General features: G+C 29.9%; 34 protein-coding genes. 3 read left to right on the top strand and 31 right to left on the bottom strand.

What is annotated here, in order from left to right:
- Positions 1 to 153: 153 nt before the first annotated feature.
- From L3B96_RS24685 to L3B96_RS24565, 26 genes are all read right to left on the bottom strand, one after another.
- Entirely contained in the window at positions 154 to 813 is a 660-nt protein-coding gene (locus tag L3B96_RS24685; protein ID WP_238948844.1) for a recombinase family protein, read from the bottom strand.
- 233 nt (positions 814 to 1046) lie between these two features.
- Positions 1047 to 1472, bottom strand: a complete 426-nt coding sequence (locus L3B96_RS24680) for a helix-turn-helix domain-containing protein (RefSeq protein WP_238948843.1) — start codon at positions 1470 to 1472, stop codon at positions 1047 to 1049.
- A gap of 242 nt (positions 1473 to 1714) precedes the next feature.
- Positions 1715 to 2365, bottom strand: coding sequence for a hypothetical protein (locus tag L3B96_RS24675; protein WP_238948842.1), 651 nt, complete (start codon positions 2363 to 2365; stop codon positions 1715 to 1717).
- Positions 2362 to 2544: a hypothetical protein gene (locus tag L3B96_RS24670; RefSeq protein WP_041896146.1), complete on the bottom strand. Its 183-nt coding sequence runs from the start codon at positions 2542 to 2544 to the stop codon at positions 2362 to 2364. Before L3B96_RS24670 ends, L3B96_RS24675 begins: the two co-directional genes overlap by 4 nt.
- A gap of 79 nt (positions 2545 to 2623) precedes the next feature.
- The gene (locus tag L3B96_RS24665) at positions 2624 to 3649 is read right to left on the bottom strand and encodes a hypothetical protein (RefSeq protein ID WP_238948841.1); all 1026 of its coding nucleotides are present in this window, start codon (positions 3647 to 3649) and stop codon (positions 2624 to 2626) included.
- A 117-nt stretch (positions 3650 to 3766) separates the two neighbouring features.
- Positions 3767 to 3889, bottom strand: coding sequence for a hypothetical protein (locus L3B96_RS27380; protein WP_275297366.1), 123 nt, complete (start codon positions 3887 to 3889; stop codon positions 3767 to 3769).
- Between the two features lie 218 nt (positions 3890 to 4107).
- Positions 4108 to 4293 carry a hypothetical protein gene (locus L3B96_RS24660; RefSeq protein WP_238948840.1) on the bottom strand — a complete coding sequence of 62 codons (186 nt, stop codon included), beginning with the start codon at positions 4291 to 4293 and terminating at the stop codon, positions 4108 to 4110.
- Between the two features lie 83 nt (positions 4294 to 4376).
- Positions 4377 to 4997 carry a type II toxin-antitoxin system PemK/MazF family toxin gene (locus tag L3B96_RS24655; RefSeq protein ID WP_238948839.1) on the bottom strand — a complete coding sequence of 207 codons (621 nt, stop codon included), beginning with the start codon at positions 4995 to 4997 and terminating at the stop codon, positions 4377 to 4379.
- A 51-nt stretch (positions 4998 to 5048) separates the two neighbouring features.
- A complete protein-coding gene (locus L3B96_RS24650; RefSeq protein WP_238948838.1) occupies positions 5049 to 5570 on the bottom strand; it encodes a hypothetical protein in 522 nt (173 codons plus the stop codon).
- A gap of 48 nt (positions 5571 to 5618) precedes the next feature.
- Positions 5619 to 6287 carry an ERCC4 domain-containing protein gene (locus L3B96_RS24645; protein WP_238948837.1) on the bottom strand — a complete coding sequence of 223 codons (669 nt, stop codon included), beginning with the start codon at positions 6285 to 6287 and terminating at the stop codon, positions 5619 to 5621.
- Between the two features lie 12 nt (positions 6288 to 6299).
- Complete coding sequence (locus L3B96_RS24640; RefSeq protein WP_238948836.1) at positions 6300 to 6971, bottom strand: hypothetical protein; 672 nt, start codon at positions 6969 to 6971, stop codon at positions 6300 to 6302.
- A 162-nt stretch (positions 6972 to 7133) separates the two neighbouring features.
- Positions 7134 to 7817 (bottom strand): hypothetical protein, encoded by a 684-nt coding sequence (locus L3B96_RS24635; RefSeq protein ID WP_238948835.1) that lies wholly within the window; start codon positions 7815 to 7817, stop codon positions 7134 to 7136.
- A 108-nt stretch (positions 7818 to 7925) separates the two neighbouring features.
- Positions 7926 to 8795, bottom strand: a complete 870-nt coding sequence (dcm, locus tag L3B96_RS24630; RefSeq protein WP_238948834.1) for a DNA (cytosine-5-)-methyltransferase — start codon at positions 8793 to 8795, stop codon at positions 7926 to 7928.
- Between the two features lie 44 nt (positions 8796 to 8839).
- Entirely contained in the window at positions 8840 to 9040 is a 201-nt protein-coding gene (locus tag L3B96_RS24625; protein ID WP_238948833.1) for a hypothetical protein, read from the bottom strand.
- Positions 9041 to 9080: 40 nt separating this feature from the next.
- The gene (locus L3B96_RS24620; RefSeq protein ID WP_238948832.1) at positions 9081 to 9287 is read right to left on the bottom strand and encodes a hypothetical protein; all 207 of its coding nucleotides are present in this window, start codon (positions 9285 to 9287) and stop codon (positions 9081 to 9083) included.
- 131 nt (positions 9288 to 9418) lie between these two features.
- Positions 9419 to 9844, bottom strand: a complete 426-nt coding sequence (locus tag L3B96_RS24615; RefSeq protein ID WP_238948831.1) for a hypothetical protein — start codon at positions 9842 to 9844, stop codon at positions 9419 to 9421.
- Entirely contained in the window at positions 9844 to 10239 is a 396-nt protein-coding gene (locus tag L3B96_RS24610; RefSeq protein ID WP_238948830.1) for a RusA family crossover junction endodeoxyribonuclease, read from the bottom strand. The genes L3B96_RS24615 and L3B96_RS24610 overlap by 1 nt, the downstream gene beginning before the upstream one ends.
- Positions 10240 to 10250: 11 nt before the next feature.
- On the bottom strand, positions 10251 to 10985 hold the full coding sequence (locus L3B96_RS24605; RefSeq protein ID WP_238948884.1) for an ATP-binding protein: 735 nt from the start codon (positions 10983 to 10985) through the stop codon (positions 10251 to 10253).
- Positions 10924 to 11709, bottom strand: a complete 786-nt coding sequence (locus L3B96_RS24600) for a helix-turn-helix domain-containing protein (RefSeq protein ID WP_238948829.1) — start codon at positions 11707 to 11709, stop codon at positions 10924 to 10926. The genes L3B96_RS24605 and L3B96_RS24600 overlap by 62 nt, the downstream gene beginning before the upstream one ends.
- A 12-nt stretch (positions 11710 to 11721) precedes the next feature.
- Positions 11722 to 12489, bottom strand: coding sequence for a PD-(D/E)XK nuclease-like domain-containing protein (locus L3B96_RS24595; protein ID WP_238948828.1), 768 nt, complete (start codon positions 12487 to 12489; stop codon positions 11722 to 11724).
- Positions 12476 to 13309, bottom strand: a complete 834-nt coding sequence (locus L3B96_RS24590) for a RecT family recombinase (protein WP_238948827.1) — start codon at positions 13307 to 13309, stop codon at positions 12476 to 12478. The genes L3B96_RS24595 and L3B96_RS24590 overlap by 14 nt, the downstream gene beginning before the upstream one ends.
- Positions 13299 to 13520, bottom strand: coding sequence for a DUF1540 domain-containing protein (locus tag L3B96_RS24585; protein ID WP_173711407.1), 222 nt, complete (start codon positions 13518 to 13520; stop codon positions 13299 to 13301). Before L3B96_RS24585 ends, L3B96_RS24590 begins: the two co-directional genes overlap by 11 nt.
- Positions 13521 to 13563: 43 nt before the next feature.
- Positions 13564 to 13752, bottom strand: a complete 189-nt coding sequence (locus L3B96_RS24580) for a hypothetical protein (RefSeq protein WP_238948826.1) — start codon at positions 13750 to 13752, stop codon at positions 13564 to 13566.
- The gene (locus L3B96_RS24575; RefSeq protein WP_238948825.1) at positions 13749 to 14189 is read right to left on the bottom strand and encodes an aspartyl-phosphate phosphatase Spo0E family protein; all 441 of its coding nucleotides are present in this window, start codon (positions 14187 to 14189) and stop codon (positions 13749 to 13751) included. Before L3B96_RS24575 ends, L3B96_RS24580 begins: the two co-directional genes overlap by 4 nt.
- A gap of 19 nt (positions 14190 to 14208) precedes the next feature.
- On the bottom strand, positions 14209 to 14610 hold the full coding sequence (locus L3B96_RS24570) for a hypothetical protein (RefSeq protein ID WP_238948824.1): 402 nt from the start codon (positions 14608 to 14610) through the stop codon (positions 14209 to 14211).
- 1 nt (position 14611) lies between these two features.
- Positions 14612 to 15751, bottom strand: coding sequence for a hypothetical protein (locus L3B96_RS24565; RefSeq protein WP_238948823.1), 1140 nt, complete (start codon positions 15749 to 15751; stop codon positions 14612 to 14614).
- A gap of 104 nt (positions 15752 to 15855) precedes the next feature.
- On the opposite strand from L3B96_RS24565, the gene L3B96_RS24560 reads away from it, so the two are divergent.
- Entirely contained in the window at positions 15856 to 16122 is a 267-nt protein-coding gene (locus L3B96_RS24560) for a DUF2513 domain-containing protein (protein ID WP_238948822.1), read from the top strand.
- 51 nt (positions 16123 to 16173) lie between these two features.
- Here the strand turns inward: L3B96_RS24560 and L3B96_RS24555 are convergent, their stop codons facing one another.
- The 5 genes from L3B96_RS24555 to L3B96_RS24535 all read right to left on the bottom strand — a co-directional run bounded on the left by L3B96_RS24555 (position 16174) and on the right by L3B96_RS24535 (position 17489).
- Positions 16174 to 16428 carry a hypothetical protein gene (locus tag L3B96_RS24555; RefSeq protein WP_238948821.1) on the bottom strand — a complete coding sequence of 85 codons (255 nt, stop codon included), beginning with the start codon at positions 16426 to 16428 and terminating at the stop codon, positions 16174 to 16176.
- Positions 16429 to 16585: 157 nt separating this feature from the next.
- Complete coding sequence (locus L3B96_RS24550; protein WP_238948820.1) at positions 16586 to 16723, bottom strand: hypothetical protein; 138 nt, start codon at positions 16721 to 16723, stop codon at positions 16586 to 16588.
- Between the two features lie 117 nt (positions 16724 to 16840).
- Complete coding sequence (locus tag L3B96_RS24545) at positions 16841 to 17005, bottom strand: hypothetical protein (RefSeq protein ID WP_238948819.1); 165 nt, start codon at positions 17003 to 17005, stop codon at positions 16841 to 16843.
- Between the two features lie 39 nt (positions 17006 to 17044).
- Complete coding sequence (locus L3B96_RS24540; RefSeq protein ID WP_238948818.1) at positions 17045 to 17248, bottom strand: hypothetical protein; 204 nt, start codon at positions 17246 to 17248, stop codon at positions 17045 to 17047.
- Between the two features lie 58 nt (positions 17249 to 17306).
- Positions 17307 to 17489, bottom strand: a complete 183-nt coding sequence (locus L3B96_RS24535) for a helix-turn-helix transcriptional regulator (protein WP_238948883.1) — start codon at positions 17487 to 17489, stop codon at positions 17307 to 17309.
- A 215-nt stretch (positions 17490 to 17704) separates the two neighbouring features.
- On the opposite strand from L3B96_RS24535, the gene L3B96_RS24530 reads away from it, so the two are divergent.
- Positions 17705 to 18376, top strand: a complete 672-nt coding sequence (locus tag L3B96_RS24530; protein ID WP_238948817.1) for an XRE family transcriptional regulator — start codon at positions 17705 to 17707, stop codon at positions 18374 to 18376.
- 52 nt (positions 18377 to 18428) lie between these two features.
- Positions 18429 to 20060: recombinase family protein (locus L3B96_RS24525; protein WP_238948816.1), on the top strand; the 1632-nt coding region annotated here is incomplete at its 3' end.

Raw genomic sequence — 20060 nt, 5'->3', positions numbered from 1 at the left:
AGAAGTATCTATTATTATCCCCTCCGTTCCACGATTATTATATCATATAAGTTTTAAATTATAACATATTTTATCACTATTAGTTGCGCAATAATACAAAATCTTACTATTTTAGGTACAATAACAATACTTAAAAAAACTATTGTTATCTTATCACTTAACCCTACCTTCATACTCCTTAACGTATCTATAATAAGTTGGCTTAGTTAATCCAAGCAACTTCATACATTCAAATGGTTTAATATCCCCAACAAGAACTCTTTTATATTCCTTTTTAAATTTATCAAATTCTAAAGCTCTTGGTCTTCCATAATCATCCCATTCACCTCTGGCTTTTTTAGCTGCCATTCCTTCACGCTGTCTTTTCTCTTTTTTCTCCAATTCAGCTTGAGCAAATGAAGCGTACATTTCAATAAGCATATTATTTATAGTTTCCATAATCATAGTAGCAATGGAACTATCATTTGGAAGCTCTGTTAATGTAGTAGGAATTTCTAAAACCATTAACCTTATACCTTTATCCTGCATTATTCTAATTTCTTTCAATGTAAGTTGCTTATTTCTACCAAGTCTATCAAGTTCAGTTACAATTAAAGCTATTTTTTCATCTGGATTAGCTTTTTTAGCTATATCCATATCATTAATTAAATTCTTATATGCAGGTCTATCAAAATTTTTACCAGTGCATTGATCTGTATAAATATCATTAATTAATTCAATTTCTTCTTTAGCAATAAAATCACTTATCTCCTTAATACCCCTATCTAAATGTTGGTCCTCTGTTGATGTCCTATGATATGCAAAATATAACATGTTAACCACCTCGACTTTTTAAAAATATTATAAAAATTGTAGAACTGGATGACGCGGTTTTTAGCTACTTCTGATTTAGAAGGTACCCCGTCCTATTTCTATACTTTTATAATACTCTTTTAGTCTCAAAATGTAAACATATATTTTTGATACAATATTAACTATTATTTATTGCTCTCGAATGGCTTAGACACATTATATTTCATGCAGTCTCATAAGCATACTTTTTGATACTACTTAACAACAGTTAAATTCTTTAGATCATTAAGCTCTGCTTTCAATGTGTTCTTATCACCTCCTGAATCCTTACCATTAGAACTGTTATCATCTTCTTTATCAACAATAGCAGCCTTTCCTAAACCTTGCTCTATTAAGAACTTATTAGCTTGGAATTTAACCCTTATATCAGTACTACTACAAGCAAGTTTCTTCATGTTATCAACATAAGTACATAGATCATTAGTTATTTTGTCCTGAGCAGATTTTTTAAACTCTTCTCTTCGAGCCTCTAACTCAGCCTTTATATCTTCTCTACTCTTCCAGTCGTAAATAGTAGACCTTGCAACATTAAGCTTATTAGCAATGTCAGTTATGTTCTGGCCTTCAAGTAACATATCTATCATTTTATCCTGTTTAGCTTTAACAACATGCGCTTCCATAATACCACCTCCTACAGGCTACACTTGTTACTATATACGTGTAGTTCTATCCTTAATATTTTAATTAAATTAGCCTCACTGTTAAATCATATATGTTTTCTCGAATACTATTTCATATCAAATTAAATGCTCTGTACTGGCCTATAAAGACCAATTAATACTCATATATTTGTATTAATACATTTGGAAAATTTTAGTGTTACGGTCACTGGGCAAGATATAAATATATATATAAGGACCAGTCACCGTACCCCCTCTATTAACCTCTTAGTATTTTTATATAGTTCATTGTTCTTATCGACTTTATACTTCTTGATTTTATAATAATACTTATTCTCTATGGTACTTATTATCACTGCTATCTCTCCACTTGCTAACTGTAATTCCGTTAGACTTATTTCACCTTGGATATATTTCTGCTGGAGTCTATTGAAAGCATTTAGATAAGCTTTATTTTTCCAAAAAGACTTATATTCCTCCATAGACACCTGTATCATTTCACCTTCATCTTTATCTAATCTGAAATAATAATACCCATCCTTTGATATAATTCTCTTATCCTGTAATGTATTATCCCATTTAGCTACAGTCTTCTTATTTACATTAGCCTTGGTCGCTATCTCTTCTATTGTATTTGGTTCTTCCTTAGTTCTTATATTGAAATAATCTATAAAGCTATTAGTTTTACTCACATTGTAAGTTTTATTTATTAACTGTTTGGTATCACTTACTTCCAGCTCATATATAGTTTTATTACCTTCAATGTATTTACTAATCAATCTATAACCCTTATCTAATAACCTTTTATCTAATGTCTTGCGCCTTTCTATTTGCTTAAGCGCATTAAGATTAACTTCTAAAATACTTTTAAGTTCATTCCTTGAGACTTTCATGTTCTTCTATCACTATTTTTAAAACATTCTTCTATCTCTTTCTTACTATATGGATAATAATATAAGGTCATATGTTCACAACCTTTTATATTACACTCTTTACATAGACTAGGAGACTTACTACACTCCACTTGTCCTTGGTTATTGAATTTTAAATTTAGGATTAGTTTCTTTTTCATGTGGTAGTCTCCTTTCTGGATTTAATCTATTTTATTGCATTAAAAAAGAACCCTAAATTAATAGAGCTCTTAAATTGTTTTAAAGTCTTCTATATAATTCCGAGTTTCTGAGTTTTGAATTTATTCTACTCATTCTCTTTTTATTCTTACTTAAATTTAATTGTTCTCTGCAATGCATGCATGTATCAATCCCCAATCCTGACAAATCCATTATTTCGAGAACATCTATTCCTTCTTCTATGTGTTTCATTACTGCATATTTGCATAAGCCTTCACCCTCAACAGTGTTTAATTCTTTTTTCATAACTTTATATATATCTCCAGATGCAGCTTCTTCCATGAATTCACCATTTTGAGTTATAAACAGACACTTGTCAAAATTATCTTCCTTGTTATTGTATTTTAGTATTTCTGATCTGCAACTATAATATTTTTTAAAATTAATAGCTAAATTATCTGGCAAATTTATTGAAATGCCATTTATAGTTATCTTATTTAAGTCATAACTATAATCCTTTTTAAGTATTGTTGACACAACTGAATTTTTTATCCCAGTAAACATAACCAGTTCCATTATTATTGCTGAAATAAACATTCCTGTATCAGTTTTATATGAACCTTCGCTAATATAATTTTCAACACTATAGGATTTAATTGCATTTTCGCAAGCAATTAATAGTTGTTCAAATTCATCATCTTCAATCGGCTCCTTCATCTGCTTAGGATTTAATTTTAACTCCTTGGCTTTCGATTCTACCTCTTTATTTAGTTTCTCAATTTCAGCTTGCCTATCAAATAATTTATTATAAATATTCTCTCTTTTCGATAGGTACCCAAAAAACACTTTAATTACAGTTATATAACTATCTATTGTGGATTTATATTGTATACCATAATTCTGTATGTAATACTCCATACTTTTTATTATCTTGTCTCTCCCTAATCCAATCAATGTTTCTTTATAGTTTTTATCATTTACTCCACATTCTTCTTCCAAATACTCTATAAAGATTTCTATTTTTCTGTTATAAACTAGTTTTGATTTTTCTTTCGTATCTTCTGTAAACCTCTCTCTAATACTATTTAGCATCTCCGAATTCGCCATAATTATCACCCCTTCATATAACTAATTATACAAAATGAAGTAAATTCCTTCTAAATATTACAAATAAAACAAAAGAACCCTATTTCTAGAGCTCTCTATTTTTATCAATATATATTTTTATCCTTTTGTGCCAGTAGTATCAATATCTCTTGAGCTTGGTCCATAGAAACCTCTTCCACTTCCAACTAAAGATTCATTTAATCCTCTACCGCTTGGACCATCATATCTCTTTATATACATAACTCTCTCACCTCCCTCTATATAGATAATTATACAAAGTTTGGTGTTTTCCTCTTTACTTATATAAAAACACCCCATATCGACTACATATCGCTACAGGGTATTTTAATAAAAAGGGTATTAATTATGAGAGGGCTGTAAATTTCCTTTCAAGAAATTCTTTACAATACTATTTTACCTCATTTAAAACTAAAAATTATTCGTTTTTTATTCCAAAATTATTCCACCGAATCAGCTCTTTTGGCATATCCACATAACCTACATGTGCAAAATTCTCCTTGCCCTACTGTACAAGTATCTTCTTCTCCTTTTCTTTGTATTCCGCTACTACAAAATTGGCATTCTTTCAACTTACCGCAAAAGCAAACATTTTCTTGATCTTTATAATATATTATACACTTCATATGCGAACCTCCGTTCGGTTTTTATTCTATTGTATAATAAAAGCACCACACTTTCAATTTAAATGTGATGCTTAATTTTTAGATTACAAATTTAATAAAGAAAATTCTATGTTACCATCCGATAGATCTTTCATGTAGTTATGTGGCATAACATTATGTTTCTTACATATATCTCCTACCATATTCTTCGCCAAATCAATATGAGATTTTAATGAGTTTTTTAATTCTTCATTTAAATCCTCTTTTTTAATTAAATACTTAATTGCTTCTAGCCCCTGAGATGATTCTTTTACCTCCACTAAAAATTTATAAGGATATTTAAAAATTCCATAAGGTCTGCCTTCTTTGCTAGTTTGTATAGATATCGCCCTATATATCATGTATCTATGTTCTTTACTGCTTAGATTTCCCCATCTCTCAATTAGATTGCTCTCTAATAATCTAACTGGTTGCTCAGCTAAAAATGTTGAGTCTTTCTTTAAACAACTGTCGCTCGCTTTTAATAAACAATGTACTGGAAGATTTGGTTTTTTCTCTGTTGTAAAACAGAAAGCGCTTAACACAACTCTATCCTTATCCATAAGATAATCATATTCGCTACCATTCCAAATCATTACTGGTCTAACACCTTGTTGTACACTCCCTTTTGCTTTAGGTAGCTTAGCCAAATATACATCATATCTATCATACTCATCGAAACTCATAAATACCCCCCATATTTGTTATTATGAGTTAATTATAACACATTATACAAATTATGAAATCTTTCCCCATTGATCCCAACCTGCTATATGCTGAATTAGCTTACGCTTTCTTTTATTAATCTGGGATTGTGATAAATGCAACTCTTCACCTATTTTTATATCTCCATACCTCTTTTTATACTTAAGTTCAAGTAATGTCTTGAGTTCACCTGTAAAGTCTTTTATTTTCCACTCAATTTCTAAAGCATCTCTTTCTATAGTATCTATTTGCTCTAATATCTTTTCTTTTTCTAGCATTATTGCGGTTTTTCTCTTGATCTTGTATTCAGTTATCCTTATTGTTTCTCGTTCAGCGTAACTGGTCCCATCTCCTGAGGTTTGTACACGTTCTTCATAAGATATAGGCTTTATATTGGGTTCTATATCTACGCTACAACTTTTTAACTCATTATCTATAGTTTTTATTTGACTCTCAAAAAGTTTTATTTTAGCATTTAAAGATTCCGTAAGCTTGTCTTTTTTGTAGTATCTATAAAGCTTATTTTCTGTCTCTCGAAATACTTCTTTATCCATGTAATACCTCCTCGCCTTAATACTATTTTTTATAATGTAACATTCTTTTTACAAAGCTGATTCTTCTAAAAACAAATCAGTATCCTCTATATATCCCTTATGAACAAATATACTTCTCACCTCATATCTTAAGGTATTATATATTTCACATCCTATAAATTCCTTATCTATTGGCCTTATCTGCGTATTAAATTCACTTTGTAGTCCTTTAAGTCTTTTATATAATCTATCCGGTTCGTATTTTGATCTATAACTAGATGAATCTCTTATATTTATATCAAAATTTTTATCCTCCAAAAAAATGAAGAATCTTATATTGTATTTATTCAAGGTGGCAAATTCGTATTTCAGCCTGTTATAATCAGTCTTAAGAACTTTTTCTAAATACTTTTCTCCAAACAATTCAATTATTTCTTTTTTTATCTCATTGATATTAGTCTTATTATCTTTTAAATTCATGGCCAATTCATCAATACAAAATTTTCTTTCAATAACTATTTCATCAGTGAAATAAATATCCCTTGTTTGTCCCTTAAAGCTTCCTATTGGTAACATACATGAATAATCCCCATATTTAAGCGTTTGTATTTTAAAAGGTCTTTTCCTCTTTCTTAACCATTGGATTACATGCTGATTCGCTTGCTCTCTTGTATCTACTAAAATAACCAATTTATTTAGTAATTCTGTTGTTTCTGTCTCTGTAAACTTATATCTCATTTATCTGCCCTCCTATGCTATCTTTCTTACACATTTATAATAAAATGCTGTATGTTTTCCATTCCAAACTACATTTACAGTTTCGCCATTGTTATAAATACTCACTACTTTCCCTTTATAAGTTTCTTTGGCATATTCGAATTCAACTGCATCACCTACATTTAGATTTCTATCTTGACCTTTTATCTCCGATTTTCTTAAAATAATTTCATACTCTTTATATACTGGCTTCTGTTCCCACTCTATTATCCATCCACGAGGTGTTATAACTGTAGTTTTATCACCAGGTACTATTATGTTTGCATCGCCTTTACGTTTTATATATCTATTTGGATTCATCTCTTCTAATTTTTTAAGCTGCATTTCATTTAAAGGTTTATCTTGGTTAACAATAAGGATTTCATCTGCTGGCATTAAACCAATATTTGCGCCTAAATCAAATTCATGCACGCCTTGCCCATTAAAATACTTTGTCTTATCTTTTAATTCAACAAGTAATGCTCCAGAAACAGTTTTTATGATTCTATTACAGCTCTCTTTATAAAGGTTTATTATCTTCTGGAAGTGGTCTTCATTCATCTCTTGTTTATCAACTATAACTTTTTCTTTAGGCTTGATAATAGGTTCTTGAATTGGCATATTAAATAAATCAATTTGCCCTTCTAAAACAATTATTTTCTTCAAAATTATCTCACCTTCTTTTTCACTTGATTTTCATATGATAATAAAGACTTATAACAATAGTGTTATTTACCCTATTTTAGTATTGCGTAGTATTTTGGATATAAAAAATACCGCAAATTCAAATTTCTAGAATAATACGGTATTTAAAATACTTCTTTAATTTTATCTACATATTTCACAAAACTTATTCCCTAGTGATGTTATATTAATTAGTTTAGTTACATTTACTTGATTTTCCAAAGGTTCAATTTGAATTATATTTTGAAATATATTCTTTTCTGGAATCAACTCATTTTTTACAAATCCAATTGACATTAATCTTTGATATATATAATTATGATTTTCTTTAATACATTCTCCTTTAGAATCATATATATCATATAATATAGAGATGTCTTTTACAAACAATCTATCATTGGCGTCACTTAGTTCACAAAAATCTTCCCATGTTATGTTTTGATTTATATATGCTGAATATAATTTTGCCAAGATAACAGATTTTTTTGAATCAATTATTTTATTCAATATAATTAATACTCTTCCTAGCTCTTTTTCAGCCTTTGAAAAATCTTTTTCTAAGGACTCTTTATATTTTTCTAATTTTTCTGGTTCTACTGAATTGTTATTAAACTGTTTGATAAATACAAATGTTTGTCTTAGTAAGTTTCTATCATACACATTATAAGCAAATTGCCCTAGTTTTACTATGGTACTAACTATTGGTATATCCTTTATTAGACCTTCCTGTAAAAATGAATCTATTCCAACTTCAGAGATATTTATACAAATTTCTTTAATATTGTTATCAAATAATGATTTCTTAAATGGTTTTATTATTTCTTCCATCTATAAACCCCTTTCATATTTATTCTATATAAATATTCTAACATAAACATGATAAATACCGCATTATTCAATTTTCAAAGAACATTTTTATAATTTACTACGTCAAATCTACATACTAAAATACTTTTTAATTTGATCTCCAACCCATTTTCCCATTGGAACTGCAACTGCATTACCTATCTGTTTATATACTTTGCTATTGCTCCCTGAAAATTTAAAATCATCTGGAAACCCTTGTAATCTAGCATATTCTTTAGTTGAATATGGTCTTAACTTTCCATCTACTTCAACAAGTCTTGTACTTCGATCTGTTCCATAATGAGCTACCGCGCATGGTGCAATATCATCTAAATCTGGATTACTTATTATAGGTTTGTCCCTATAATTTCCGATTCCATTAATTCTATTAAGAGCATATTTAGGAAGTTCTATTTCTATATTTCTTTCTATGATATCCTTAAGCTTTATTGGTTTGCTTTCAGGATATTTCAAATCATTAAAAGGCTTCTTACTTCCAATAAGTATTAATCTCTTCCGTTCTTGTGGCAGCCACATATTTGCATTAATAGGACATTCAACTCTCACATAATATTCAGGAAGTCTTGTAAGAGCTTCCATGACTACTCTAAATTTTTTCATTCCAGGAACATTTTCAACTATATACATTTCAGGTTGTGCTAGTGCGACATGCCTAAAGAAATGTAAAAACAAATCATCACCAGTCCTTGATTTATGAATATCAGCTGCAGTTGAATATTTAGTACATGGAAATGTGCCTACATAAACATCCGCATCCTGTTGATCTAATACTGTTACCTGAGAAATATCAGTTTCATATACTTTATGATTAAAGTTACTTTTAAGAGTTTCACAACAAGTCTTATCTATTTCATAAGATTCCAATATATCAATTCCTGCTTGTGTTAATCCTAAATCCATTCCTCCTGCTCCGCTAAAATAACTCTTTGCTGTTATCAATTTTCTCCCTCCTTTACTGCACACTTTCTACACAAGATGTACTATCACCAATTTTGATTTTTTATTTTTTTATCAATTACTAATTGATTGTTTTTATCTAATTCAGCTTGAAAATATCCTTTGCATTTATTACCTAATACTTTTTCTATATCAGGATCCAAAGTATCTTGATACATTATTTCTCTATCCTCGCTATAGATAAGCATACTGCTATCATTTAGGGATTTTTGTATTTTTACTATCATATTTCAAATCCTTTCTTTGCTCTTTCAACATGAAACGATTTTAACTTCCCAAATAAGGAACATCTCGTTCTCTCCATGCAATAACTTTAACTTGATTCCACCTGTCTCCCCATGCATAGATTTCGGAATCTTTATTGAAATTGCACATCTCCACATGACGTTTATTGTTGCAACCTTTTATTGTAACTTCAAATCTTCCACTTGAAGTAGGCAGCTTATCATTTACTGAAATCCATTTTCTACCCAAAATATTACCTCATTTCTTTGTAACATCTACATATTATGTTGAGGGGAATAATCCCCTCTTAATTTGCAGTAACCTTAACATTAGCAATTGTAATCCCTGCTGCTAACACTCCTAGTCCTGCAAGAACTCACTTAATCTCTATTCTTATTTATATCCATGAAATTCATTTGAGGATTTATTAGTGGTTGTACTACATATTTTCCATTTATATCGTCCCACACAACTTCTTTATTCTCATCATAGCAACCTTTTGAGTTATATTGTTTCTTTAAAGTTGATGTTATCTTATGTTCAAAATTAGGTTTTTTATATTCATATTTATCATTTATTATATTGCCACAATCATCTGTTGCAGGTATTTCCTTGTAAGCATCTCTTATTTTCAATTCAAGTTTGAGAGATATTTCTCCGCTTGCAAATTCACCATTATATACACTTTTTATAACTCTTTGTATTTCCTCATTTAAATCAGTTAACATTGCATTAAATACAGGGCTATCAATATCTATACTTAATACTCTCTTGCTTAAATCTAATAATTCACTTGTTTTACCCATTATCTTATTACCTCCAATTCAAATTCGACTCTTTCTAATTCTTCAGTAAATACTTTCTTAACGATCAATTCTGTGACCTGGCTATCATCTTTATAGGCAATTTTATTTAAACTATCCAAAATAACTTTAGCCACATTATCAATATCAGGTTTCTTCTGTGGACGCTCTATCCCCGCCCTTATCGCTTCTAACCTTTTCTTTGAATAACTCTTAGGTATTTTGTAGTAAGCTATAATTGTTGCCTTTATAGAACCTTCTAAATATCTTCTATCCTGTTGTTGATAGCAAATCCTTACCCAATTTTCATAAGTCATTGTATCTTCAGGAGTTGTTGCATGTCCCTTAAAAAATCTAGGACGTCCCTTGCCTTTTATCGTTCCTTCAACTACTACCATTTATTTCTCCTTTACCTTAACCTATAATTATTTTCCGTTCCTTCAATCTCAACTATAAAATCTTTAGACATTTCATATATCCTACTGCCTATTGCTTCATCAAAACTTAAAAGTTTCTCAACTGTAAACTCTGTTGAAACTATCAAAGGTAAATGATTAAGATATCTATAATTTATTAATTCAAACATTATGTTAATATCTGTTTCATTAACCTTACCTTTGTATAGATCATCTAATAGCAGCACTTCACAGGTCTGGTATTTGCTTAATGTCTTTTTATAGTACTCTTCATCAATCATGTTTTGCTTAAGACTTGTTACTATATCTCTATAAGGCATGTACACAACTCTTATATTTTTCTTTAAAAAGTTATTTGCTAGTGCCAAAGCTATATGAGTTTTTCCGCTTCCTGGATTGCCGCAAAGAAGAATTGAATTTCTCCTATTAGCCCTTATAACATTAAATGCTTTGTAATACTCCACGGCTTTAGATTTCATTTCTTTTGACTTAGTGGACCATTCCTCAAAGTTACTAAAGGATCTTCCGATATTATCTGAATTAATTCCGCTATTCTGCCATAACCTTCGTATTTTGTCATTCTCACTACATTTGCATTGTGTCATAACAGGTTGTCTATCTGGTTGCGGTGTTATTATATATCCTGTATCTTTGCACAAATTACATTTATATTGGTTCGTCTCCTGTTGATTTTGTATAGCTTGGATTCCATTCTGGGATTTTAACATTGAACTTCTTTTCACTTGATCCAGTATTCTGTTTAGTGCCTCCATAACTCTCTCCCTTTAACTCATAGATTCCTTTCCAGCTATTCATAATAGATTTATCAAGAATTTTAATTTTGACAGAATCATTAGTTGTAAGTTTATCTAATTGATTTAACATTTTTTTAAGACCTAACGTTGTGATAGCTGCTTTTATTCCTTTTCTCATTTTTATAAATTCATAAATGTTAATTCTCAATTCCTTATTAGTTGTATATTCAGTTATTAAGGTATCAAAATCACTAGGCTTTTTCTTTTTTAAATTAGATTTGTTATTGTTATTATTGTTATTGTTATTATTGTTATTGTTTGTGTCCTCATTTTGTGTATCTTCAAATTGTGTATCTTCATTTTGTGTATCTTCAAAATGAGGACGTAGAGAAATGTTCAACACATATAGATTACTTATAACCCTTTGACCTTTACGTCTGGGTTGTATACTTATATATCCACACTTAATAAGTTCATCTCTATATTTGTAATATCTATTTTTAGATATCTTTAAATAATGTAATATGGTTTCCACTGAAGGATATACTCCTTGTCCAACTCCACTAAATGAGGTTAAGAATGCATATATTGCTTTTGATTCAATAGACAGATTTTCATCTAATGCAACCATCTTTGGCATTATTCCATAACCTTTAGACATTACGCCTTCTATCTTGAAGTAGTTTTCTTCTTCCATTGGCTCTCCTCCCTATAAATCTTCAATAGTGAATATCTGACTTACATATAATGTTTTTCTGCACTGGTCACATAAACCACACGCAATTGGTTTTTCTTCTCCACTTTTAACTTTTATAATGCGCTCAATGTTGTATTCAATTTCCTCAAGCTTTGGTGTGGTATACCTTTCATCTACTTTAATTATTGCTTTAAGCGGATTATCATTCTTTTCTATTGCAACAATGTATGGAATTAAATCTTTGCCAAATTGCTGCTTAATTAACTCTCTATAGATTGCCATTTGTTCAACGTATCCATAATGCTCAATAAAAGTTAATCCAGCATATTTTTTATGGATCCCTTGAGTTGTTTTTAAATCTGTAAAGAATCCTTTCTCTAAGTTCAGTACGTCCACCATTCCACGCCACTTGATACCAAATAATTCACCTTGAATAATCACTTCTTTTTCACCTTGTAAAAATTTCATACAATTTGAATCAGCTTCTAATGACTTAACCATTGTTTCAGCTACTTTAAAAGTCGATTTTAATTCCCCTTTAGTTTTGCCTTGAGTTGAATATAAACTTGGATTTTCTTTTTTAAAATCATCTAAAGTTCCTTCACTCCATGAATGAATATATTTGCCTAATAGGAATGCATCACTTTCACTCTGTTTATATTCCCCTTTTAGCTTTGCCATAGCCATTAATTCACATTGCTTAAATAGTTTGTACTGTGATACTGACATAGTGCTTAAATCGGCTTCTAGGCTGTAATAGTTCTCTTTAGTTATCACCATATTCATTGACCTCCTCAAATGGAGTATCTACAAAATCAGTTTGTTTAACAATGTCCTCATTCTCCTCTAATTCTTTTTCAAGATCACTTTTTTCGGTCGCAGCTTCTTTTGGCTTTTCATTTTCAAATTCCATATCCGAACCTTCTTCCCATGCTTCAAGCTGCTTAATGTTATCAAAATCAATATTTATATGTTTGCAAAGTCTTCTCAAAACAGTCTTTTTTGCCATTTCACCAAAGCTCTTTACCCATGCAGCAGAAAACTTCCCATACTTATCCTTTTTGCTCCAATTGTCTCGAATATACTCAACCTCTTCTTTCGACATGGTTTCGTATTCCATCGCACCATCTTCGTAATAAACAACTGCAAAAACTCCCGTAATATCATCATTATTGAATGGCTTTGGCTTAAAGTTTACATATGGCTTACCATGGTCAACACCTTCTTCAAACTCATCACCATAACGAACTAGCTTTGCATAAATATCTTTAATTTTTTTAGAACTAAACTTCCTAACAAGCTTGGTTTCGCCTTTGTAATCTGTCATAAATTCTGGTTTGCCCTTATAGGTAATTACATAGCATTCATTGTTAGCAAAATCTAAACCCAGATATGCTCCACGCATTATGCATTTAGCAAGGTTAAACTCCTGCCCTTTCATATTTTCTAAATTAACAGTATTTAAAACCCTTAAAACATTTTGCTTAAATCTAAGTCTATTAAAACCTTCTGGGAGTGCCTTCTTTTCTATTTCTAACATACTAGTTAATTTTTCATTTAATGCACCTATTACATATGCTTGTATCTTATTATTTGCCAATTACATCAGCCTCCTTATTAAAATCTTTAGAGTCAACTTCTCTACCTTCTTTACACATCCAAAAGGAATCATATTTATAACTGTCGCATTTTAATCCCTCAAGTTCCTCATTATCTTCTTCATAGTCAAAACTCTTAAGTTCTATTGCAGGAGCTTTACACATTCCATCCTTATAATTAATGCAAGTTTTCCACTGACATCTAACTAACACTTGAATTCCTCCTCTCATGTGTTATAATGTTCTTGAAATATTTTCAAAATCTATTGCAGCTACTTTGAACGCTTTGGTCGGGGTTCTTGGTAGCTTTTTTATTTCCACATTGTCCATAATCATCTGTTGCAATAATAAATTCAGTAATAACAATTTTAGGTTCATCCTTAATGCAGACATAATCACCTTCGCCTATATATGTGCATTCATCACAATCTTCACATTTTTTCATAGCCTAGACCTCATTTCTACAACAATCAATTCATCTAGTTGCTGACTTATTTTAATAGTTGTATCTGACTGTGGTCCATTTACTGAAATACTAATGTGCATCCTTTCCCTTAGTTCATCGATAGCTTGTTCAATTATTGATTTACTTAAATCACAAGCTTTGAACTTAACCATAATTCCTTCCCTTTTGACATCTTCTAGCTCCTCAATTTCCAATGTTTCAGCTCTTCTGTAATAAGGTCCATTATTTGCTCTTATTGATTTTACCTGTACACCTTGCGCCTCTAATCTTTGTTTTAAATCTAATGCACTTGTAATCTCATCTTTTTCAATTTTAGTAAGTAATGCATCAACCTCTTTTTTATTTAGATTTGTTTCAATATCAATGAAGTTTAATCTATTTACTGTCTCATCAACGTGTAATCTGTATTTTTGCATTTTATAATTCCTCCTAAATCTATGAATTATTAACTTCTTTAAATGATATTTGTCCTGAAAGCTCATCTCTTCTTCTTTGAACTTTTTTCTTAGAAATATTAAGACCTTTATATTTTTTATTTAACTGGATTTCAATGTTTTTTAATGCTTTTAAATCAGTTGTAGTTTCAATATTAAAATATTTTGAATTTCCGCTATCATCCTTGCAGCTAAAACAAGTTCTAACACCTTTGTTATCACGATATGTTGCCATTAAATTATTGGCTGTTCTTCTTAATGCTTGTTCCCTAAGCTTACGGATATTAAATATATAGTGTGGTCTTAATAGCTCCACAACATCATCTGTAGTTATTTCTCCGCCAAGCTCGTCCATCTGCTCTAGTATCTTTTCTTTGGCCTTTTTTTCTAATGCTTCGCTCATATTACTTACCTCCTTTAAAATAGTTCTGTATCTTAATTAAATTTTGGATAGCTGAATTAATATCTTGTAGCTCTATTTCTACAATATCTGGAGTATTAGCTATTGCCCCCCATGCCGTTAATGCCTCGATGTCTGTACTTAATAATGCTACTTTACTAATTGCATCACGATATTTTTTAGAATGCTTTATACAGTCATTGAATTGATCCTTTGTTAGGTTATTGAAGTCTTCAATTCCAAATATATGAGTTTCCTTTGGTTTCCTAAACTTATCTAATACAACCGCATTTTCAGGAAGGTTCTTCTCAATTTCTTCTAGCTTTCTTTGTGCGTCCTGCTCTTGCTGTTCTTTTTCTAATTGCTTCTGGTACTCTTTTTCATACTCAGTATTCTTCTTTTCTGCCTCTATAGCTGATTTAGTAAGAACATAAGCACTATTAATTGTTATGTCTCCCTTCTTCACCTGCCGCTTAATTTCTTCTGGAGCTTTTTCTTCTATGAGTTCAACTTTATGGATGGTCCCTTCTGATACTCCTGCAATTTTGGCAATTTCTTTCCTTGTATTTATTGACTCTATTGTTTTTATTTCTTCTTCATTTATCTCTGAAAAATCAACTTGTCCATCTATTGGCTGATTTCCATCAGAATCAACTACTCTTGTATTATCTTCAGTTTCCTCAAAATCTTCTTTAACAAATTCTTTTCCTTTATCTTTCCGTTTTGTCAATGTTGTCAAAACGGTATTTTGCTTAAGGTTTGACAATGTTGACAAACCTTTTTCAGGCCTACCTTCTGATAATTTTTGATTTTCCTTAGCTCTAGCTTCTATTACTGGCTTAAATTTCAATGCTATTTGTGCTAACTCATATTTAGTTAAATTCCTTCTATTCTTTTGATTCATCCAAATCCATTCCATAGCCTCGAGCCTGTCCTCAAATTCCATTTCAACTATATCGAATTGAATATTATTTCTTGTACATATCTCATGCCTGTGATGGCCATCTATCAAAATGTTCTTCCATACAGTTAGTGAATTTATGCAACCATTTTTAATTATGTCTTTTTCAAGCTCTTCTTTTTGTTCCTCTGATAGCGGTGGTAATAAATCCTTAAATTCACTATCAATTATTAGTTCATTCATTTTTATGATTTCCTCACTTCCATTCCCAATTTGTTTATCTTGTATGTTTTAAAGGTTTTTACATATTTTTGTAGAATATACCACTTGAAAGGTGGTGATATATTATGAATTTAAATAATGATTGCATTAAGGATATTTTATTGACTATTGAAGAAAATACTTCATCAACAGAATATATGCTTTACGAGCCTGATAAAAATAAATACGAAAGACTAAAACCATATAGTTCTGACGAAGTTATTTATAATGCTAAGTATTGTGACTCGCTTGAGCTGTTTGAACGTTTTACTTTATACGTAATGAATACTGGTTTTTCTATTTTAGGGTTATCGTCAAAAGGTCATAGTTATCTAGAAGATATAAGAAATTAAGACAAGGTTAGTTTTACTACTTAGTTTCTTACGCAACATATTGAGTGCCCATCACTTGGTATGTTGCTCTTCTTTAGCAAGCAATTCTTCTATATTTTCTAATTTCCCGAGTTTAACATCCATTTTGAAAGTTATTTCTGATATTCCATTTGCAATTTCTTTAATTTTAAAAGAATTTTGATGAACTCCCTGTAACTCTAAATCATCCAAGAATAATCCTATATAACCATTTGTTTTTCTTACTGTTTTTAATTCGTTAAATCTAAGTGGTACAACTTTTCCATTTTCATTTCCTATTGAAACCATGTTCCTCATCCTTTCTTAATTTATTCTTAAAACTTTACTCTTAGCTGAAAATTACTGAATGTAATTGCTTTGAGTTGTAAGATGTGATAAATAAGATTTATTATGTCAATTAGGTTTCTTACTTAACTATTAGTAAATTATGTCTCTTTTATTCCTGCTAATTATCATTTCTATTTTTCGGAAATATTCTTTCATTATCTTTGTATTTGTCATACAAAATAAGCATGTTTCGTGTAACCAGCTTTTTAAATTCTTCAGTCACTTCACATCTAATTTCATAATGTAGCTTTTTCATACAAACTCTCCTTTTGATTTACTCACTAGGTAGTATTTGTATCTAAAAAGTGTTTATACATTAACTATTTGTAAATTATGTTGCGTAGTTTCATAAGGCTTTTCAGCCTGTCCATCTTTAGCCTTCATTGATTAATTCTTCCAATGCAATCCTTACTGAATCTTTTCCAAACTTTCCAACTAAGAAATCAATTAATATGCTATAGTAATTCATTAGTGCTTGTTCACAAGGAGCTCCATTGCATACTACCTTGAATTCATCGTAATTAATTCGTTTTGCCATGATCTTACTCCTTAAATTTTTATAGTCTATAATATGCATTTAATCTTTTTGTGTGATTTTATTAATCTCATTTACAAGTCCAGCGAATTGATTGTAATTTTCAAATTTCACATCTAGTCCAGTATTTAATGAACGTAATTCTTCAAGTGCTTCATACATTGAACTTGCAATCGACAAATTAATTTTTTTAGAATTAACATCTAAGTAAGGAATATTTTCAATGCTCGATAGCTTAATTTTCAAATTCATCCCCTCCTTGAAGTTTTGATTACTTTGATATGCTTGTACAAATTATTGAAATCTAGAAAAATATTTCTGTGACAGTGCTTTCAAGTGCTTTAGCAATCCTTGTCATTACATCTTTTGATGGATTAGTTTTATTCTCTTTATCATTTTCTAATGTTGACACATAGCCTACTGCTACATTAGCTCTCTCTGCAACTTTCCTAACTGTCAAACCTAATTCTTCTCTTAAAATTTTCATCCTGTTCAAATTTGATTCCTCCCTTCATCGTTCGGCATGATTGAATAATAGCATATTCAACATCATTGAACAAATCTTCTATTCTATCATATTGAACTAAATTTGTAAATTATCTTTCAATCTCATTGAATTTCTTTTATTTCCTTCTTTTTTCATTGACATTGAACATTAAAAGTAGTATTATTGTTCTATCAGAATGAACGGAGGAATTTAAATTGTTAGGTGATAATATAAGAAAGATAAGAAAAGATAAAAAAATGAGCCTTAATAATTTGGCAAGGGTTAGTGGCATTTCCGCAGGATACATAAGCGATCTTGAAAATAATAAATTTACAAACCCTACTGTAGATAAGCTAAATAAAATAGCAGATATTTTAGGCGTTGAAACTTCTGATTTTTTCAAAAATGATATAGACATGTGGGACGCTACTATAGCTGATAGGGTAAAAGAGGAAGTCGCTGTATATGAATCTATTAATGAAGATAAATCAAATATAATTAATTTGCCTATAGTTGGTTCAGTAAGAGCCGGAAAACCTATTTTAGCTGTAGATAATATCGATGGTTATATGCCTACATTAAAAAGCTTTCTAAATAGCGATACAGATTATTTCTATTTACGTGTTCAAGGAGATAGTATGAATCAAGAATTCGGTGATGGTTCGCTATTATTGATTGAGAAAACCCCATGTGTTGAAAACGGAGCAATTGGAGTTGTATTGATTGACGGAATGGAAGCTACAGTAAAAAAAGTTATTCAAAATAATAATATGATAACACTAATTCCGATGAGCACTGACCCTCAATATGTTCCGCAAATGTATGATATAGTCAAAGATCAAATTGAAATAGTAGGTAAGGTTAAACAGGCAATTAAAATTTATTAAAAGTACATATTAAATTGCATATCTATAATAATTAGAATTGAAGGTGTTGTTAATGAAAATAGCTATCTATTCTAGAAAATCAGTCTTTACTGGCAAAGGTGAAAGTGTTGAGAATCAAATCGATTTATGTAAAGATCATTGCGAGGTTTATTTTAAAAACGAGGAATTGGAATACATAATCTACGAAGATGAAGGTTTTAGTGGTAAAAATGTTAATAGACCTAATTTCCAAAGATTACTTAATGATATTAAATCTAATCAAATCAATGTATTAATTTGTTATAGATTAGATAGAATCTCACGTAATGTTGCGGATTTTTCTTCAATACTTGAATTACTGCAAAAATATAGTGTCGATTTCATAAGCATTAAAGAAAGATTTGATACCAGTACACCTACTGGCCGTGCAATGATATACATAGCTTCTGTATTCGCCCAATTAGAACGTGAAACAATTGCGGAACGAGTAAAAGATAACATGCTTCAGCTTGCAAAGTTAGGAAAATGGTCTGGAGGGCAACTGCCTCTTGGATATGCTTCAGAAAAAGTTAATTATATGAATGAAGAAATGAAAGAAAAATCTTTTGTTAAATTAATTCCTATCGATGAAGAATTAGAAATAATAAAGTTTATATATAATAACTATCTTTCTAAAGGCTCAATTTTAAATGTTGTAAAAGATTTAAACAATAATGGATATAAAAGCAAAACTGGAGTAAACTTTGAATTGACTGGTGTAAAAAGAATTTTAAGAAGTAGTTTGTATGTCAAATCGAGTGAATCTACACACGAATACCTAAAATCAAAAAACTTTAACGTATACGGTAAAGCTAATGGAAATGGATACTTAACTTATAACAAAAAAACTGATAAAGATAATATAATAGTTGCCATCTCAGGTCATTCTGGAATTATCCCATCAATTGATTGGCTTCGGGTACAAAAGAAACTCGACTCTAATGCTGAAAAATCAAAACAAATATCAAATAGAAGTGGCACTGGATCTAATAATGCCTTATTTTCTGGGCTATTAAAGTGTGGAAAATGTGGTTCAAATATGGTAATAAAATATAATTCTAAAAATAAAGATGGTAAGAGTTATATTTATTATATTTGTTCTAATAAAGAAAAGCAGTATTTAACTAATAGATGTGTAGCTCCTAACTTGAGATGTGACATTGTTGACCCTATTATAGTTGAAACAATACAAACATATAATAAGAATATTATATTAAAGACATATAATGATAAATTGAATGATTTATTAAAAAATTCTGATAAGCAGATAGTTAATAATTTAAAATCACAAATAATTGAAAAAGAAAAACAGGTTATAAACCTCGTTAATGAATTATCAAAAACAGAAATGGAAGATGTAAAAAAAATATATAGGTCCCAAATTACCGAAATGACAACTGAAGTTAATAAATTAAAGTTAATCTTATCTAGTAGCGAAGAAACTCATGCCCATTTAAAGGATTCTATTTTAGAAATAAAACATTTAATACAAAGTTTCATAGATTTTAATAAAACTTTTAATACTACTGATGATATAGATATAAAACGAACTCTACTAAGAAATATAATTGAAAAAGTAACATGCGATTTCACAAACAAAATTTTTGATGTGAAGTTTTTTGGCTTGGATAACATGCAGTTAGATAGTTCAAGCGAATCCATGGAC

This window comes from Clostridium sp. YIM B02569, assembly GCF_022320765.1.
Lineage (GTDB): Bacteria > Bacillota > Clostridia > Clostridiales > Clostridiaceae > Clostridium > Clostridium beijerinckii.
This window is presented reverse-complemented; position numbering and strand designations above follow the sequence as displayed.

Bases quoted from the DNA above. Each gene is read 5' to 3' on its own strand.
- L3B96_RS24600 (WP_238948829.1), bottom strand. From the start codon at position 11,709: ATGGAAGAAGAAAACTACTTCAAGATAGAAGGCGTAATGTCTAAAGGT.
- L3B96_RS24670 (WP_041896146.1), bottom strand. From the start codon at position 2,544: ATGAAAAAGAAACTAATCCTAAATTTAAAATTCAATAACCAAGGACAA.
- L3B96_RS24615 (WP_238948831.1), bottom strand. From the start codon at position 9,844: ATGGGTAAAACAAGTGAATTATTAGATTTAAGCAAGAGAGTATTAAGT.
- L3B96_RS24575 (WP_238948825.1), bottom strand. From the start codon at position 14,189: ATGCAAAAATACAGATTACACGTTGATGAGACAGTAAATAGATTAAAC.
- L3B96_RS24635 (WP_238948835.1), bottom strand. From the start codon at position 7,817: ATGGAAGAAATAATAAAACCATTTAAGAAATCATTATTTGATAACAAT.
- L3B96_RS24555 (WP_238948821.1), bottom strand. From the start codon at position 16,428: ATGGTTTCAATAGGAAATGAAAATGGAAAAGTTGTACCACTTAGATTT.
- L3B96_RS24595 (WP_238948828.1), bottom strand. From the start codon at position 12,489: ATGGTGATAACTAAAGAGAACTATTACAGCCTAGAAGCCGATTTAAGC.
- L3B96_RS24675 (WP_238948842.1), bottom strand. From the start codon at position 2,365: ATGAAAGTCTCAAGGAATGAACTTAAAAGTATTTTAGAAGTTAATCTT.
- L3B96_RS24655 (WP_238948839.1), bottom strand. From the start codon at position 4,997: ATGAGTTTCGATGAGTATGATAGATATGATGTATATTTGGCTAAGCTA.
- L3B96_RS24560 (WP_238948822.1), top strand. From the start codon at position 15,856: ATGAATTTAAATAATGATTGCATTAAGGATATTTTATTGACTATTGAA.
- L3B96_RS27380 (WP_275297366.1), bottom strand. From the start codon at position 3,889: ATGTATATAAAGAGATATGATGGTCCAAGCGGTAGAGGATTAAATGAA.
- L3B96_RS24680 (WP_238948843.1), bottom strand. From the start codon at position 1,472: ATGGAAGCGCATGTTGTTAAAGCTAAACAGGATAAAATGATAGATATG.
- L3B96_RS24605 (WP_238948884.1), bottom strand. From the start codon at position 10,985: ATGTTAAAATCCCAGAATGGAATCCAAGCTATACAAAATCAACAGGAG.
- L3B96_RS24665 (WP_238948841.1), bottom strand. From the start codon at position 3,649: ATGGCGAATTCGGAGATGCTAAATAGTATTAGAGAGAGGTTTACAGAA.
- L3B96_RS24580 (WP_238948826.1), bottom strand. From the start codon at position 13,752: ATGAAAAAATGTGAAGATTGTGATGAATGCACATATATAGGCGAAGGT.
- L3B96_RS24625 (WP_238948833.1), bottom strand. From the start codon at position 9,040: ATGATAGTAAAAATACAAAAATCCCTAAATGATAGCAGTATGCTTATC.
- L3B96_RS24650 (WP_238948838.1), bottom strand. From the start codon at position 5,570: ATGGATAAAGAAGTATTTCGAGAGACAGAAAATAAGCTTTATAGATAC.
- L3B96_RS24610 (WP_238948830.1), bottom strand. From the start codon at position 10,239: ATGGTAGTAGTTGAAGGAACGATAAAAGGCAAGGGACGTCCTAGATTT.
- L3B96_RS24535 (WP_238948883.1), bottom strand. From the start codon at position 17,489: ATGAAAATTTTAAGAGAAGAATTAGGTTTGACAGTTAGGAAAGTTGCA.
- L3B96_RS24645 (WP_238948837.1), bottom strand. From the start codon at position 6,287: ATGAGATATAAGTTTACAGAGACAGAAACAACAGAATTACTAAATAAA.
- L3B96_RS24685 (WP_238948844.1), bottom strand. From the start codon at position 813: ATGTTATATTTTGCATATCATAGGACATCAACAGAGGACCAACATTTA.
- L3B96_RS24550 (WP_238948820.1), bottom strand. From the start codon at position 16,723: ATGAAAAAGCTACATTATGAAATTAGATGTGAAGTGACTGAAGAATTT.
- L3B96_RS24660 (WP_238948840.1), bottom strand. From the start codon at position 4,293: ATGAAGTGTATAATATATTATAAAGATCAAGAAAATGTTTGCTTTTGC.
- L3B96_RS24570 (WP_238948824.1), bottom strand. From the start codon at position 14,610: ATGAGCGAAGCATTAGAAAAAAAGGCCAAAGAAAAGATACTAGAGCAG.
- L3B96_RS24565 (WP_238948823.1), bottom strand. From the start codon at position 15,751: ATGAATGAACTAATAATTGATAGTGAATTTAAGGATTTATTACCACCG.
- L3B96_RS24545 (WP_238948819.1), bottom strand. From the start codon at position 17,005: ATGGCAAAACGAATTAATTACGATGAATTCAAGGTAGTATGCAATGGA.